Source organism: Lactiplantibacillus sp. 7.2.4 (genome assembly GCF_018991185.1).
GTDB classification, from domain to species: Bacteria; Bacillota; Bacilli; order Lactobacillales; family Lactobacillaceae; genus Lactiplantibacillus; species Lactiplantibacillus pentosus.
In genome coordinates, this window is sequence record NZ_JAGYGS010000074.1 from 1 (window position 1) to 14,588 (window position 14,588).

At 46.7% G+C, this 14,588-nt stretch carries 14 protein-coding genes and 1 tRNA gene; 13 read left to right on the forward strand and 2 right to left on the reverse strand.

What is annotated here, in order from left to right:
• The 7 genes from KGF70_RS15035 to KGF70_RS15065 form a co-directional block, all read left to right on the forward strand.
• The coding region (locus KGF70_RS15035; protein WP_216786484.1) for an HAD-IC family P-type ATPase at positions 1-1,101 on the forward strand (1,101 nt) is incomplete at its 5' end.
• 652 nt (positions 1,102-1,753) lie between these two features.
• Entirely contained in the window at positions 1,754-2,113 is a 360-nt protein-coding gene (locus KGF70_RS15040) for a PadR family transcriptional regulator (RefSeq protein ID WP_003638167.1), read from the forward strand.
• On the forward strand, positions 2,097-3,542 hold the full coding sequence (locus KGF70_RS15045; protein ID WP_216769264.1) for a DUF4097 family beta strand repeat-containing protein: 1,446 nt from the start codon (positions 2,097-2,099) through the stop codon (positions 3,540-3,542). Before KGF70_RS15040 ends, KGF70_RS15045 begins: the two co-directional genes overlap by 17 nt.
• A 326-nt stretch (positions 3,543-3,868) precedes the next feature.
• Positions 3,869-5,182: a PTS transporter subunit EIIC gene (locus KGF70_RS15050; RefSeq protein WP_253954873.1), complete on the forward strand. Its 1,314-nt coding sequence runs from the start codon at positions 3,869-3,871 to the stop codon at positions 5,180-5,182.
• On the forward strand, positions 5,175-6,056 hold the full coding sequence (locus KGF70_RS15055; protein ID WP_216769265.1) for an alpha/beta hydrolase: 882 nt from the start codon (positions 5,175-5,177) through the stop codon (positions 6,054-6,056). Before KGF70_RS15050 ends, KGF70_RS15055 begins: the two co-directional genes overlap by 8 nt.
• A 226-nt stretch (positions 6,057-6,282) precedes the next feature.
• On the forward strand, positions 6,283-7,161 hold the full coding sequence (locus tag KGF70_RS15060) for a MurR/RpiR family transcriptional regulator (protein WP_216769267.1): 879 nt from the start codon (positions 6,283-6,285) through the stop codon (positions 7,159-7,161).
• A 24-nt stretch (positions 7,162-7,185) separates the two neighbouring features.
• Positions 7,186-7,962 (forward strand): GH25 family lysozyme, encoded by a 777-nt coding sequence (locus KGF70_RS15065; RefSeq protein ID WP_050338899.1) that lies wholly within the window; start codon positions 7,186-7,188, stop codon positions 7,960-7,962.
• A gap of 357 nt (positions 7,963-8,319) precedes the next feature.
• Here the strand turns inward: KGF70_RS15065 and KGF70_RS15070 are convergent, their stop codons facing one another.
• Complete coding sequence (locus KGF70_RS15070; protein ID WP_003638173.1) at positions 8,320-8,703, reverse strand: DUF4828 domain-containing protein; 384 nt, start codon at positions 8,701-8,703, stop codon at positions 8,320-8,322.
• A 344-nt stretch (positions 8,704-9,047) separates the two neighbouring features.
• Between KGF70_RS15070 and KGF70_RS15075 the strand changes: the two genes are divergently transcribed.
• From KGF70_RS15075 to KGF70_RS15100, 6 genes are all read left to right on the forward strand, one after another.
• Positions 9,048-9,248 carry a cold-shock protein gene (locus KGF70_RS15075; protein ID WP_003638174.1) on the forward strand — a complete coding sequence of 67 codons (201 nt, stop codon included), beginning with the start codon at positions 9,048-9,050 and terminating at the stop codon, positions 9,246-9,248.
• Positions 9,249-9,654: 406 nt separating this feature from the next.
• Positions 9,655-10,662 carry a Gfo/Idh/MocA family protein gene (locus KGF70_RS15080; RefSeq protein WP_216769268.1) on the forward strand — a complete coding sequence of 336 codons (1,008 nt, stop codon included), beginning with the start codon at positions 9,655-9,657 and terminating at the stop codon, positions 10,660-10,662.
• 12 nt (positions 10,663-10,674) lie between these two features.
• The gene (locus KGF70_RS15085; RefSeq protein WP_216769269.1) at positions 10,675-12,009 is read left to right on the forward strand and encodes a DEAD/DEAH box helicase; all 1,335 of its coding nucleotides are present in this window, start codon (positions 10,675-10,677) and stop codon (positions 12,007-12,009) included.
• Between the two features lie 47 nt (positions 12,010-12,056).
• Positions 12,057-12,129 (forward strand) — tRNA-Arg (locus KGF70_RS15090).
• Between the two features lie 479 nt (positions 12,130-12,608).
• The gene (locus KGF70_RS15095) at positions 12,609-12,839 is read left to right on the forward strand and encodes a hypothetical protein (RefSeq protein ID WP_216769270.1); all 231 of its coding nucleotides are present in this window, start codon (positions 12,609-12,611) and stop codon (positions 12,837-12,839) included.
• On the forward strand, positions 12,790-13,257 hold the full coding sequence (locus KGF70_RS15100; protein ID WP_216769271.1) for a DUF2335 domain-containing protein: 468 nt from the start codon (positions 12,790-12,792) through the stop codon (positions 13,255-13,257). Before KGF70_RS15095 ends, KGF70_RS15100 begins: the two co-directional genes overlap by 50 nt.
• A gap of 292 nt (positions 13,258-13,549) precedes the next feature.
• Here the strand turns inward: KGF70_RS15100 and KGF70_RS17845 are convergent, their stop codons facing one another.
• Entirely contained in the window at positions 13,550-13,720 is a 171-nt protein-coding gene (locus KGF70_RS17845) for a transposase (protein WP_367115011.1), read from the reverse strand.
• Positions 13,721-14,588: the final 868 nt, after the last annotated feature.

The window sequence follows — 14,588 nt, forward strand, 5'->3', positions numbered from 1 at the left end:
GTGCTTGCGGAAGTTGCGGCTCTGACGACGCCTAAACCAACGGCGCCAAAGTGTCTGGGCTTAATCTTAATAACGGATGAATTACGTCCGCGAGCGAAAGCCACCTTTGGCTTTTTTGCCAATCAGGATGTTGCGTTGAAAGTCATTTCCGGAGACAATCCCGTGACGGTCGCAAGTATTGCCAAACGCGCGGAAATTCAGGGTGCAGAGCGACTTGTCGACATGAGCCAGGTCGGTGATGACCCTAACTATGACCAATTGGTTGCGGATTACACGGTATTCGGTCGGGTGACCCCGCAACAAAAGGAACAATTGATCAAGGCATACCAACGTGATGGCCATACGGTGGCGATGACGGGTGACGGGGTCAATGATTTGTTAGCGTTGAAACAAGCCGACTGTAGCATCGCCATGGCGAGTGGGAGTGAAGCCACGAAGAGTCTCGCCGACTTTGTCCTAATTGATTCAAATTTTGATGCGATGGTCCAAGTTTTAAATGAAGGTCGGCGGGTCATCAACAATATTGAGCGGGTCGCCGCCTTGTATCTGATCAAAACGATGTATTCGGTAGCGTTGACGCTGATTTTTATCTTTATGAGCCACAGCTACCCGTTTGAGCCGATTCAACTGACGCCGATTTCCTCGCTGATGGTCGGAATCCCAACATTCTTCTTAGCGTTACAGCCAGATTATACGCGAATTACGGGTCGTTTTATGAAACAAGTCATGGAGATTGCGGTGCCAGCCGCCCTGTGTGTCGTCAGTTATATTATGATTATTATGGCGCTCGGCAGCCATTTCAATTTGAACTTTGAAACGACCGCGACCTTGAGCGTCTTGATGACGGGAATTTTTAGTTTGAACGCCTTGCTGATTGCCGCACGACCACTGAACCGGTTTAAAATCGGGCTGGTCGCTTTGATGGCCACCTTATTTGTCCTCGTGTTCTTATTTGGTGGCAAGATTTTCTCGCTAGTCAATCTGCTGGATTGGTCGCTGGCAATGATCTACCTGCCACTGATGATTAGCGCCTACCCAGTCTTCATTATCTTGCAAAACGGCTTGGGTAAACGGGTGCTGAGCCGAATTAACTGGCGATAGCGGGTAGTCACTGTTCACCAGTTTGTCATTATAGTGGCTTCTATGCTAACTAGTTTTTTATAATTATAATGGCTTGTAATTAGTGGCTGGGGTTTTTGAGTGGTTACAGTAGTTGTGATACGGTTGCATTTGTGTGAATGGCGTGAGAAACCGGGTCAGCTGCCAATCTCAAGTGCAGTTCAATCTGAACAGCTGAAAAACTGATGCCTGAGTTGCGTACAGTTACGGCTGCCAACTGGATTGATGACCGGTAATCACGATTCAAAATTAATGGATTCGATATTAAGCGACGTGTGATGCAGACAGCGTCGCTTTTTTCGTATCGCCAGGATGAGCGCATTGAGGTACCGCGACTAACACAATCAATTGCGTTTTAGATGTGCTAACTGATGAGATGCGGCCATTGTAAGGGCGACGCCGGGTTAGTTATGTGGGAAATTAAACCAGCGGTGGCTATCGCACTAACCGGCAAACATGCGCATATTTGGCGTTAATCGCATGATTCCGGCGGCACTTAATTCTCAAAAATGGGCCGCAATTGAGAACTGAACATTTTTCAAAACAAATTACTTTGACACACACAGTAATCGGTGGTATATTATGTTCATCAAATTACTATGTCTGACAAAGTAGTCGAGAGGAGGTCAATTTGGTGAAACCAGAAATTTCCAAGGATACGATTCGGGGGCACACGACAACCATTGTGCTCAATATTTTGAACCAGGGTGACAGTTACGGCTATGCGATTGCGAAGACCATCAAGCAATTGAGTCACGACGCGTACGTCATCAACGAAGCAACGCTCTACACCGTTTTTCGGCGGTTAGAGAAAAACGGAGATATTCGCAGTTATTGGGGCAATGAAACGCAGGGTGGTCGGCGTAAGTATTACCAGATTACGACGCAGGGCCAACAGACACTGCAACACAATATCGATGAATGGAATTTTGCAAAGCAAGTGATTGATGAATTGATTTTAGGGAGGATTGAGGCCGATGTCAGCCAAGATTGAACAACTCGTCGCAATGCGATTGAATACTTATTTTAAGCACCAACCAGACACTGCCGCATTGGCGGAATTAAAAACGGAACTATCAGCTGATTTGAACGAAGCGGCAAATGATAAAGTAGCTAGTGGACTTGAACCAGAAGAGGCGGTCGCCGAAGCGTTTAGTGACTTCGGTGATATTAATGCCTTGATCAAACAGATCAACGAAGAGAATGGGACTGCTGAACACGTCCACGGACATCAAGTCATCGTGGATGACAACGGCATTGAAATTGACGATGGTAAGACGCTCAAAATCAATGCGGACGGCCTCTCAATTAATAACGGCACCATCAAAGCGGATGCTAATGGGTTGAAGGTGGGCAATTGGATTCTGGATGAACACGGTCTTCAAAACCAGGCCGAGACAGATTTTGACGATGAACGACGCTCGCAACAACGTGGGCAGTCGCAACAACAGGAACAGTCACAGCGACCAGGTGAAACGTCCCAGCCCGAAACCGATGCTGATCAGGAGCAGTCAACCACGGACGATACCGCGACTGACGAGTCGAATCAGCACGTCACCGCGAACCTGGACGACGTCTATCGTGAACGGCACCCATTGGTCAACGAGCAGCGCGTGTCACTGACTGGATTAGCACACATCGCTATCAATTATCGCGCAGCGACGGTCAAAGTCTTGCCAACGCGTGAAGCGGGGAATGACGTGATTATTCGGGACTACATGAATTATAATAACCCGGCTTATTACAGTCAGGTCACGACGTTTGAGGACCGGCTTGAAATCGTGCAAGGCAAGGTGCCGTTTTTGATTCCATTACGAGTCCACGTCCAAATCCTGATTCCAGCGTCATATGCAGGTCAACTGACACTGAGCGACCGCTCTGGCAACGTCATTATGGGCAATCTCCAGCACTTGTCTGAATTACAACTCCAAGTTGTCAGTGGTAGTGCCCGGCTGGTGGCGGTTGGTATGACGACCTTCACCAGCGAGGTGACATCAGGAAGTCTGACGATGGCTGATGTTCAGGTTGCTGAACAATTAGTGTTGAACGTTAAAAGCGGTCGGGCGCGGCTACTTGACGTTGCTGCTGGGAATTACAACGTCCGTGTGACTAGTGGTAGTGTTAGCGGCCAGCAAGTCCGTGGTGGCGGTCAATGGACGGCCAAATCGGGGAGCATCAAGCTTGCCTTGGCCGCTATTAACGGGGATACTACGCTTGCGGCACATAGTGGATCGATCAAGGTTTCGACACCCACAGATGCTAGCTACCGTTATGAATTAGAGTCCCAAAGTGGTCGAGTCACCGCGCCGCACTTTGCCCAAGTGGACCACCATGCGGATGGTTACCAGGTGGGTCGGGTCGGTACCACCGCCACTTATCTGATTAGCGGTCGCGCACGGTCAGGGTCGATTAGTTTAAGATAATCAGTTCGGTCATCGTTAACAATTAATCAATTAATTACTAAACGTGCAGGTGAGTCCAAGTCAAGGACTGACCTGCACGTTTTTTGGTTGCAGATTAGCAATCAATAAATGATGTGATGAGTCTCACGAGATTGTGCGATAAATCAGGCCGAATAATCGGTTTCACTTTGACATGAATTCACCAGATGCAGCCCGAGAACGCTCACCAGTGGCTATCGCGAGCATAATTTTGTTAATACAATCATCGATAATGTTGACGTGTCAAAATTTGTGAAAGATTGTAATAGGCAGAAGCGGACTAAACGGCTTATAATAAGAACCAGTAAATGACAGGAATCGGGGGGGTTGTCAATGGGAATCAGTCAGCAGCAATTAATTCAACGGTTAGTGCCGCGCCTAGTCCGTTTCCGGCAAACCAATTTTTATCGTATCATTCAGCGCACCCTGATGTTGATTTTCCATTTATCTTAATTGGGACGTTCAGCCAGATTATTCAGCTGACGGTTCTGACTAAGTCGGGTTTTATTGCCAGTATTTTTCACTTGTCTAAGTGGGTGCCGTATTATCGTTACTTACACTATCCCTTTGATAGTTTGACGACGCTCACGCTGAATGGGGTGGCTGTCGTGGCGGCGTTTGGGGCGGCCAAGTATCATGCCAAGTTGCATCAGCGCGATGACCAGTTAGCTGGGTTGACCGCGGCGATCGCCTTGCTAATTATCGCCTATCAGTATACGAATCAGAATCAAGTTGGTATCTTTAACACGTTACTGATTGGGACGAATGGCCTGACCGGATTGTGTTTTAAATGGTTCAGTAAACCCGTGCCCGAACAAGCCAGTCCGCACACGGCCGATATTTTGACCCGGACGTTTGGTTCGCTGTTACCGATGGCGCTGATCTTAATACTAGCGGTGGCGCTTAGTTTGGCCCTGAATTGGTTGATGATTTTGACCTATTCGATGGACAGCTGGTCGGCGTTTCAAAAGTACGCGATGACGAGTCACAGCCTCTGGATGACGTTCGCCTTAGCCGCGTTAACGCTCTTACTTGAAATTCTGGGGTTGGCGGGGCCCTATCAAGAACGGTTGGTGACCAATAGTTCGACGATGACTGCGAACCTGAATTATGCCCTGACGCACCATTCGGCTTATCATGTCCCGTATCCGTACACGGCAAACACACTCTATCACGCGTTTGGCACGTTCGGTGGGACGGGGATGTTGCTCGCACTGCTGATTGCGATTTATATCGGCAGCGATAATCATAATTATCACGTTGTCGCGCGGTGGAGCTTGCTGCCGTCACTCTTCAATAGCAACGGTCCGTTACTGACTGGGTTACCAGTCCTATATAATCCAATTTATCTGATCCCATTTATTCTGGCGCCACTGGTCAATATGGGCACCGCAGCCATCGCGATTGCGTTGCATTGGATTCCACCGGTCGTGTACCCAGTACCGATTGGGACTCCGGGGCCGTTGATTGCTTTTATCGGGACAAACGGAAACGTGGTGGCGCTTGGGTTAGGGCTAATCAACTTAGCGTTATCAGTCGCGATTTATCTGCCATTCATGCGGTTAGCGGAAGCCATTGTGCGCGCTGCTCAGCAGTCAGTGGGAGGCGATTCAAATGCGTAATCAACCAAATTGGCGTCGACGGCGTAGTCTGCTAGTTTTAATACTGGGCTTGATTTTCCTCGGTTGCCTAGTTGGCCCGTCTTATCATTGGACCCGTGCCAATGTGGCCGCGATGACTGGCCGTCACGACTCGCAAATGTCACCAATCATCATGATTCCCGGGAGTAGTGCCACCCAAAATCGGTTTGATACCCTGGTCAAACAGCTCAATAAGGCGGATCATCGCCGGCATAGTTTGATCAAATTGACCGTTAACACGGATGACAGTATCAAAATGACGGGAACGTTGCGGGCGCGGGACAATGAGCCAATTATTGTCGTCGGCTTTCAAAATAATCGGGACGGCTATGACAATATCAAAAAACAGGCGCGCTGGTTCTCGCTGGCGTTTAAAAAGTTGGCCGCTAAATATCAATTTAATAATTTCAAAGCCATCGGTCATTCGAATGGTGGGCTGATTTATACGTATTACTTCGAGCATTATTTTAATCGGGATGATATTACGGTCAAGCGCATCATGACGATTGGCTCGCTGTATAACTTCTCTGAAGCAAATCTGAATCATAAGACCCAGATGCTGGCGGATTTCATCAAATATCGGGACCGACTACCGAAGTCTGCCACGATGTACTCGGTGGCTGGGACTGAAAATTACGATTCGGACGGTCTAGTCCCCGCGCGCAGTGTAGAAGCGGGCAAGTACGTTTATCAGGGCCAGGTCAAACACTTCACTGAAATCACGGTCACGGGTAATAATGCCCAACACTCAGATCTGCCTCAAAACGCGCAAATCGTGACCTTGATTCGAACCTACATGCTCGATAAAAATAAACCGACGAACAAGGGACTGATCTCGGCAAATCCGACGCCATAGTTTCTCAGAAGCCAACCGCTCAGCCTGTCAGCAGATCAGATTGGTTGGCAGCGTGCCAGCGTGCCAGCGTTTCTTTAGCCGGATGAGTAAAGCTGGTGACGGTGATTGCGGGTGATTCGTGGCAGCGGACTGGTCAGCGAAAACAGCACGTCAATTGGTGATGATGACAAGAAATTGATAGTGACCATCAGAATTGTGGTAAAATTTGGACATGGAGGTGGTCAGCATGTCCACACAAACACCAGTACATCGCAATCGCGTTCTGACGCTGATTCGGTCTTATTATCCGAACCTCAGTGTTACTGACCGCAAGATTGCGGATTATATTATTGCCGACCCAGTCAAAACGGCGGCGCAGTCGATTTCAGATCTAGCCGCGGCAGTTGGCGTGTCGACAGCGACCGTTTCACGGTTCGTTAAACGCATCAGTTTTAGCAGTTTTCGCGATTTTTCACGTGAGTTAACGGCCGCGGAACCCATCGAACAGACGAATGCCGAAGCCTTTCAAGATGTTGAAAAGCAAACGACTTTTAAGGGCATTGCTGAATCGACTTTCAATAGTATTCGGAGCTCCCTGGATCAGACCAGTCAGGTGATGACGGAGGCCGACTTAAAACAGGCGGTCGAATTATTGTTAAATGCGCGCTCAATTGGTTTTTACGGCCTAGGAGGTTCGGCGGTCGCAGCCTTAGATGGCTACCACAAATTCGTCCGCACGGGCATTCCATGTGCGCATAATAGCGACTATGATATGCAACTGATGCAGGCGGCCCAGATGAATGCTCAGAATGTCGCTGTTGTGATTTCACACACTGGACGCAACCAGCAGACGCTACAAGTGTTATCGACCTTAAACTCGCAAGGAGTGCCGGTGATTGCCCTAACTAGCTTCGGCAATTCACCATTGGCAAAAAATAGCACGGTCGCCTTTATCTCGGTGGCCGAAGAAATTAATTATCGTTCAGAAGGACTGACCTCGTTGATTGCGCAAATGAGCATTATCGACAGTCTCTTTTTGATGACGGCTGTTCACGGTAATATCGAAATGGCTGAAAGTCTTGGCCGGGTTCGCGAGGCCATTAGTCAGACGCGAACAGAGCTTTAATGCTGTAGGCAAAGGATTGATGAGATGACAAAGCGGCAACATTATCGACCAGTATATGCACGAACGCGGTGGGCACGTTGGCGTCACCGACTTGGCTGGCTGTTAATTCTAGTCCTGCTCCTCGGTAGTATTTGGGGTGGGTTGATGTGGTTACGCTGGCGGAGTGCGTCCGTCGTCGAAGGCTTCAATATTCGAGGCGTCGCCGTTTCGCAAAATGACGGCTACTTGGACTTTGCGGCTTTGCAAAATGACGGCCTGAAGTTTGTCTACATGCATGCGACTCAGGGCGCGAGCTATACGGATGACAACTTTTCCAGCAACTACGAACGCATTATCGGGACCAGTCTCGGCGTGGGCGTTGTCCATACGTTTAGTTTCTCGTCGTCCGCGTCAGCCCAGGCTGCTTATTTTGAGAAGACGGTCGGCGACAGCATCGGCAATTTACCGATTGCGATTCAAGTCAATTATTATGGCAATTATACGGATAAAACGATTGCGGTGCGGCAAGCGCGACAAAAATTACGGGCACTCGTGACCAAGTTGACGCAGGATTATGACCGCAAGTGTGTGATCTGGTCGACGCCAGAACTAATGAAACAAGTTGTGAAGCCGGCGATTAAGCAGAGCCCGTTGTGGCTGGATACGACGAACACCCATCATCGGTCCAAGCGTGTACTGTTCATGCACTATTCTGACCGCGCCGTTTATCAGCAAAATGGAACGCGCCAAGAGTTTAGTGGCTTGATTTTTAACGGTAATTCGGCACAGTATAATCAAGTCGTTGCGGAGAGTTTGAATTAGTAAGCTTGACTTGGCGGTGGATGCTTAAATTCGTGTTGAGCAGTAGGACTAGCGTTGCACGGTTCAAATAGTGGTTTCCTAATCTAGTGGTGCACCTTTAAGTTAGTGACCAGCGTTCAAATTAATTAATTAATGAAGCGTATTTAAATTATCAGCGTGCATTTAAATTGTACGCAGTATTTAATTGCCAGATTTAAGCCAGTACCAGGTGCTGGAGCTAGTGATGAACGTGCAAACTAGCAATAAACCTCTACACCAATTAAGCACCGCCGAATCAAAAAATAAGTCCCAAGACCATCGGATTGATGAGCTTGGGACTTATTTTAAAGCAGCTGATGAATCAGGAGCTGCGTGGGTTTAATCAGTTAAGCGTTTGGCTTGGTGTGGTGATAAAATCACGTAACTGCGGTCGTCGGCTTCGTCGAATAGGGCGACGGGCCGCTGCTCGTTCGCTTTAACTTCAAGGTGAAACCCGTACTGATCGAGTAAAATCAGTTCACTTGATGAGATGGATTCAACCGTTGCGGGCATGGCGCGACCGTCGATGCGAATCATCATGTTGGGGTCAATTTCGAGCGTGTGATCCCGGTGATGAGCCTCGTCGCGGTACGTCCAGGTGCCAGCATAGAACACGGCTAGATCACCATCAGCAATCTGGCTGGGGTGACGTTTGCGGACCAATGTGCTGGAGAGTCCTGCTAATAATGATAAACCAAATAAAATTGCGCCTCGTCGCTTCACCGGATCAACCTTCTTTCGGATAAGTCTATGGTTAAAATATACCACTAAAATACGGTCTCCGTCACGTAATAAGTGGCTTCTTATCAAAGGCTTTATTCACTTGTTACTTGCGGGTAATGAACGTAACAATTCGTTAACTTGGGTGACGGGGGTTAGTACTTTTTTTGAATTAATTTGGGTTCTGATTGGAATTTACTGGGTGAGTGTGTTAATCTATATAATGTGATTGGCATTTATGTGAAGTTTTAAAGTATCATTTAATTGTGTTACCGTAAATTCTTTATAGGTGTTAATAACATTTGTTTTGTTACTTTAATTTTTTATATCCTAGGAGGATTTAGTTCATGAAAAATGGTACTGTAAAATGGTTCAATGCTGATAAGGGTTATGGATTTATCACTGGTGAAGATGGCAACGATGTATTCGTTCACTTCTCAGCTATCCAAACTGACGGTTTCAAGACCTTAGAAGAAGGCCAGAAAGTTACTTTTGATGAAGAATCAAGCGATCGTGGCCCACAAGCTGCTAACGTTGTTCCTCAATAAGCTTAGCTTTTAAAAGAGCTGCCCGCGTGGCGGCTCTTTTTTTTCGGCCAAAATTGAGGCGCGATAATATCGTACGAAAATTTTTTGGGGGATGAGCACCCCGATTTTTGGCCTTGATCGTCAGCTTACCTTGAGTCGCCCTGTTCGACATTTCGTCAAGTGCAGTTTTCTGGCAACCATCATCAGACTGCGTGCCGGATTAGACCTCCTAAAGCCGAGAATCTGGCGGAAGTTTGACGTCTGACTGCGACTCGATTTATCGGCCAATTTCGCTCTGAAAGACCAATTATCACGCTAAAAGTCCTCCTGACCAATCATTGCCGCCCAACTCAGCGCTGAAAACTGTTAAAATATAGTTATGAGTAAGCACCGCTAATTTGGGGCGCCATTGAGAGGAGTACAATCAATGTTAAAATTTGGAATTATTGGGACGAATTGGATTACCCAGCAGTTTGTGGATGCTGCGGTTGAATCTGGAGAATGGCAGTTAACGACCGTTTATTCACGTCACGCCGACACTGCGCAGGCCTTTGCTGACAAAAATCATGCGACAGAAACGTTTACGGATCTGGATGAGTTCTTTAGTCAGGGCAGTTTTGATACGGTGTACATTGCTTCGCCGAATAGTCTGCATTTTGCCCAAGCTAAGCAGGCCATCGCTTATGGCAAGCACGTCATTGTTGAAAAGCCAGCCGTGACGAATCAGCGGGAGTTCGAGCAATTAGACGCCGTGTTAGCTGCGCACCCCGATGTGCGGTTGTTTGAAGCGGCGCGGCAGATTCATGAAGTTAATTTCAAACGGGTCAAGGAACAAATCTCAAAACTGGCCATGGTTCAAGGCGCGACGTTGACGTACATGAAGTACTCGTCTCGCTACGATGCCGTGCTGGCTGGCGAAGAACCCAATATTTTCTCATTGAAATATGCGGGTGGGGCACTGCAAGATTTGGGCGTTTACTTGGCCTATGATGCTGTCGGCTGGTTCGGGATGCCAGAAGAAGTCGCTTACTATCCGACGTTGACACGGACCGGGGTGGACGGCAAAGGGGTCGCCATCTTACGTTACGCGGATTTCACGGTCACCTTGAATGTCGGCAAGACTAGCAACTCGTTTTTGCCTTCTGAAATCAACGGTGCCCGTGATGCTATCGTGATGGATAATCCGGCCGAATTGGGTCAGGTGACTTATCAGGATAATGACGGGAACGCGCACAATATTGGCGTGGCGCCCGATGATAATCCAATGCTAGCGGAGGCGCGTGATTTTGCGGCTGTGATCAATGACCCAGCAAAATATCAAGCAGACTACTTGGCTTGGCGACAACTCAGTCGCAATGTGAATAAACTATTATTTAATTTACGGCAATCGGCTCACTTGACGTTTACGGGTGAGACTCCGGCTACCGATGAATAGAAATGAGGCACTATGTTAGACGTATTTAAAACCAAATTTGCGGCGGCTGGTTTCACCGAATTGTCGCCGATTCAGACCGCGGTCGCTGAGCCACTGGCAGCGGGACAGTCAGTATTAGGACTCGCACCGACTGGCTCTGGGAAGACGTTGGCGTTCACTTGGCCAATGCTTGAAAAATTACGAGTTGGCGAGGGCACGCAAGCGTTGATTTTGGCACCTTCGCAAGAATTAGCCATGCAAACGACCAACGTGGTTCGCGAGTGGGGCCAGCTGATTGACGCCAAGGTGCTCGCCATCACTGGTGGCGCCAACGTCAAGCGGCAGATGGAAAAGCTCAAGAAGCACCCGGAAGTGATCGTTGGGACGCCTGGGCGGATCACTAATTTGATTGCGGACGGTAAAATCAAATTGGGCCATTTGAAAATGATGATCGTCGATGAAGCGGACGAGCTGTTGACGGATGAGACTTTAGATCAGATTCGTGAAATCTTAGACGCGACGTTTGCTGAAACTCTGCAGTTGGGCTTCTTCTCCGCGACTGAAACTAAGATTTTAGATGAACTCCCACGCTGGTTCGGCCAGCATGTTGAAAAAATCGACGTGCGCGCCATCGACCAGACACAGGGGGTGGTGCGCCACCGGACGATGCAAGTCGGTAATCGCCACCGCGTTGATTTATTAAAACGAATCAGTCGGGTCGACCATATGCGGGCGCTAGTCTTCTTCAATAAGATGCAGGAACTGCAACACGTTGCCCTAGAATTGCGCCACCAACACGTTAGTTACGTTGCGTTAACCAGTAATCAGCGCCAGGTTGAACGTGAAAAAGCCCTGCGCCTATTTCGGCAGGGCAAGGTGGGGTTGTTACTGACGACTGACTTGGCTGCCCGGGGCCTCGATGTGCCCGAGTTGCCTGCAGTCATCAACTATCAGTTGCCAAAAGACGTGACGACCTATATTCACCGGAGTGGTCGGACTGGTCGGATGGGTGCGGATGGCCTCGTGCTGACCTTTGGTGATGATCATGATATTCGTGATTTCAAGAAATTGATGGCCACCACCGACTATGAAATCAAGCCAGGTTATTTGGTCGATTACCATATCGTGGATACCAAACCAGACAAAGTAGTCCCACCATTAACGTTTGACCATCCAGAGAAGGCTGGCGAGGCGACTAACGGCCGTCATCGCGTGATGAGTGTTGGTCATCCAGACAAGGTCAATCGCGTGCAGGTGACTCAGGAGCGTCATATCCCGACACCGCCTAAAAAGAAGAAGGGTCACAACAAGCATTCCAAGAAAAAGGGCATGCGCAAGAAAAATCGTGACCGGTTTAGCAATCAGTAATTGCCAAAAATCACAATCCGTGAGATGATATTTTACGGATTGTTAATGGCCTTATAGCACAACTGGATAGGGCACCCGCCTCCTAAGCGGTTGATCCCGGTTCGAGTCCGGGTAAGGTCATATTTATACTAAGCTGACCGTTTCATATCGACGTAGACCGTTGATATGAAACGGTTTTTACTTTTTTAGAAACACTGAGAATCGGTGTGGCTAGATATTTTGGTGCACATTAAGCATTTTGGGAGGATTTGTGCACCAAACCGTCCAAAAAGTACGGAGTTCCAGGATGCAAATGTTACTATGTTTTAGAGTGAGGGAGTAGATCATAGATGATCGTAAATAGTCGAATATTTGAGTGAAAGATCAATCTGTGTTTCTCCTATTTAACATGCAAGAAGCTTGTTTAATTCGAGTCATATGACTTACTAAAGTGCTAATCGTCCTCGTATCCTCATGTTTTAGCTCATTAAGTAGAAGTGTTAGGCTCAATCGGGTCAATTTATATTGACTGTAATTATGAGGACACCTACTGGTCTGAAGCAGAGAGTGCGTGGTATACTTGACAAGAATAAGAGAGTCAATCACAGGAGGTAAGAATAATGTTTAATTTTGCGCGAATTATTTCTAAGATTAATCCAGCAAATACGATAATGCCACGAATTGTTAACCTATTTTCTATGAATAGCAATCATGTCATCAATCCAGCTAAATCCGCGCAACGTTCAATTGCCAGTGATTGGCGAAAAATTGGCGAAGATATGGAGCGGGGATTAATTAGATATGACAGAGACCTTACCAGACGAGCCAAAGTCAACGGGTTCAGCAAATAGCGCTGAAATAATCGATCAATTACAAAATCTGCCACGGGACGAACGCGATGACTTAATTGCAACAATGGAAATGTATTCCGGACCTATTCCACATCCAGATATTTTAAAAGGATACCAGAATTTATATCCCGATGCTGCCAAACGAATTATTGAGAATGGATTACAAGAATCCGAACATCGAAGAAATCTGGAAACCAAGCGTCAAAGAAGGCGTGGACATTTGGCGTATATTTGTCTGTGGGGTGGGTTAGCTATCACGATGCTATTTTTATTGTTGTCATTCTATTTGATTCTTCACGGTCATCAAATTATTGGTTCTGTTTTTGCAGGTACAAGTTTTCTGGCATTGCTAGGCACTGTGTTTGACTTAATACCAAAGTTGACCGGAAATGATGACTTACATTCTGATAATGACTAATTTACATCACTTTCGTAAGTTTTATGCCCAATATAGTCATACCTTATTAGGTACTAATAAAGTAGAGCTGCTTCTTGTAGGTGGATGATTCAATGGCGTTTAGCGCCTGATTGAATCACTTCATGTCATGAATGTGCGGCACAATCTCATAAACGGATTTGAAGTTCTAGTCCAGATTGGGACGCTTGGTAATCAGAATAAGACCCATTTCATAATAACCAATACTGCCGTGATACCGCGGTTAAACGGTCTATAAGTTATCCATGGGACACAGAAATTCTTTTCATTCGCGTTACATGTATTTGTATGTCTCATCGGTCCTATCTCGCGTCTTCATGGCTTGGATGCGGATTTTATTTAAGGAGCGAATATCCATTTGTACAACATGAAACTGATCCACCACCCTTGCGTTAGGAATAAGCTGTTGATAAAACAAAAAGATTGCCGCTACCGCAATTATCATGATTGGGATGGCGGCAATTTTTTTGTTTTGAGTCAGGGCCTTTTCTTTTATCCGCGTTCAGTCGTGTTAATAAGACTAAATCTTCGAGTATGGCACAGTTATTTATGAAATTTTGCAGCAGAGAACGCTTGGATATAGCGGCACTTATTAAAGCTATTTTCTGCCCACTTTTCAGCATTCCCTAATTATGCTTTAGTCGTGATTCTTAAAGTTCCTAATCAGCTAAAAAGTTTACCAAGCAATACAGCGAACCTAGCAAGTTCAAATAGTATTCCGAACGCTAGGACAACCACTAATGCAATCAATCCGGGTTTCTTGAGTGCCATGTAAATTCTCCTATTTGTAAACAGTATAATGTTGATGAAATAATTTTAGTACAAAACACTACCACTGTGGAAGCCGGTGAGCTTGTAACTTATTTGAACCAGTAGATGAACCGGCTGAAGAAGTCGTTAATCTCGTTGAAAACTGTCATTGTGGCGAATAGCAGTTTTGCAATAGTCAAAAGCTATTCTAATCCATCATCTTTTTAGGTGTGAGTTGTTTTTACTTTTCGCCCTTTCCTACATTCAGATCATTATTTGGTTGACCCAAAGCATCGTTGCGGTACCATCCATTGGCACAGTGAACGCACGTTCTTTTTCAAGCAAAATATATACCCCTTGATTGGGGTACAAGCGAGAGATGAATAATTTTGTTGCTACACTTAGTTGTAAGGCTAACCGCTAAATAAAGTCGCAATATTGTAGTCTTAATTTTTCAATAATTCAATATTGTCCGCTAATTTTGAAGCCGGTATTACTTGAACTAAGCTATCTTCCAAAATAGAGTTGGCAGATTCTATACTATTTTCAGAGTCATTTAAGAT

Excerpts from the sequence above, each read along its gene's own strand:
- KGF70_RS15080 (WP_216769268.1), top strand. The coding sequence starts at position 9,655 with ATGTTAAAATTTGGAATTATTGGGACGAATTGGATTACCCAGCAGTTT.
- KGF70_RS15045 (WP_216769264.1), top strand. The coding sequence starts at position 2,097 with ATGTCAGCCAAGATTGAACAACTCGTCGCAATGCGATTGAATACTTAT.
- KGF70_RS15065 (WP_050338899.1), top strand. The coding sequence starts at position 7,186 with ATGACAAAGCGGCAACATTATCGACCAGTATATGCACGAACGCGGTGG.
- KGF70_RS15095 (WP_216769270.1), top strand. The coding sequence starts at position 12,609 with ATGTTTAATTTTGCGCGAATTATTTCTAAGATTAATCCAGCAAATACG.
- KGF70_RS15085 (WP_216769269.1), top strand. The coding sequence starts at position 10,675 with ATGTTAGACGTATTTAAAACCAAATTTGCGGCGGCTGGTTTCACCGAA.
- KGF70_RS15060 (WP_216769267.1), top strand. The coding sequence starts at position 6,283 with ATGTCCACACAAACACCAGTACATCGCAATCGCGTTCTGACGCTGATT.
- KGF70_RS15075 (WP_003638174.1), top strand. The coding sequence starts at position 9,048 with ATGAAAAATGGTACTGTAAAATGGTTCAATGCTGATAAGGGTTATGGA.
- KGF70_RS15100 (WP_216769271.1), top strand. The coding sequence starts at position 12,790 with ATGACAGAGACCTTACCAGACGAGCCAAAGTCAACGGGTTCAGCAAAT.
- KGF70_RS17845 (WP_367115011.1), bottom strand. The coding sequence starts at position 13,720 with ATGATAATTGCGGTAGCGGCAATCTTTTTGTTTTATCAACAGCTTATT.
- KGF70_RS15050 (WP_253954873.1), top strand. The coding sequence starts at position 3,869 with ATGACAGGAATCGGGGGGGTTGTCAATGGGAATCAGTCAGCAGCAATT.
- KGF70_RS15055 (WP_216769265.1), top strand. The coding sequence starts at position 5,175 with ATGCGTAATCAACCAAATTGGCGTCGACGGCGTAGTCTGCTAGTTTTA.